1 protein-coding gene is annotated in these 619 nt (G+C 71.2%); it reads left to right on the top strand.

What is annotated here, in order from left to right; genetic code table 11:
• Positions 1-619, top strand: a 619-nt coding sequence (locus tag AB0C16_RS40245) for a ketoacyl-synthetase C-terminal extension domain-containing protein (RefSeq protein ID WP_357691427.1), incomplete at both ends; no start/stop codon positions are given.

Here is a 619-nt window from a genome sequence, read left to right as displayed (position 1 = left end):
GGACGAGCCGACACCGCACGTCGACTGGGGCAGCGGCCATGTCAGGCTCCTGGCCGAGCCGGTGGAGTGGCGGGCCGTCGGCCGGCCGCGCCGTGCCGGGGTGTCGTCCTTCGGTATCTCGGGCACCAACGCTCACCTCATCCTCGAGGAGGCGCCCTCCGTACCGGAAGCACCGGAAGCACCGGAATTACCGGACACGTCCGGCCTGGTGCCGCTACTACTGTCAGCGAGCACGGCCGCCATGCTTCCCGCCCAGGCCGCTACCTTGCGTACGCACTTGGAGGCGCATCCCGACCTGCGCCTTTCCGATGTCGGCTGGACGCTGGCGACTTCGCGGGCTGCGCTCGGACACCGCGCCGTCGTGCTCGCGGGGGACCATCCGAGCGCGTTGGAGGCCCTTGCCGAGGTCGGCGAGTCCGCAGCGGTGATCAGTGGCGCGGTGACGGAGGGGCCGACGGCGTTCGTCTTCACTGGGCAGGGCGCTCAACGGCTGGGCATGGGCCGCGAGCTCTACAACACCTTCCCCGTCTTCGCCGCCGCCTTCGACGAGGTCGCCACCCACTTCGACCCCGCCCTGCGCGGCATCATGTGGGGCCGCGACCCCGACCTGCTCAACCGC

It is taken from the genome of Nonomuraea sp. NPDC048916, assembly GCF_040649575.1.
Classification (GTDB): domain Bacteria; phylum Actinomycetota; class Actinomycetes; order Streptosporangiales; family Streptosporangiaceae; genus Nonomuraea.
This window is presented reverse-complemented; position numbering and strand designations above follow the sequence as displayed.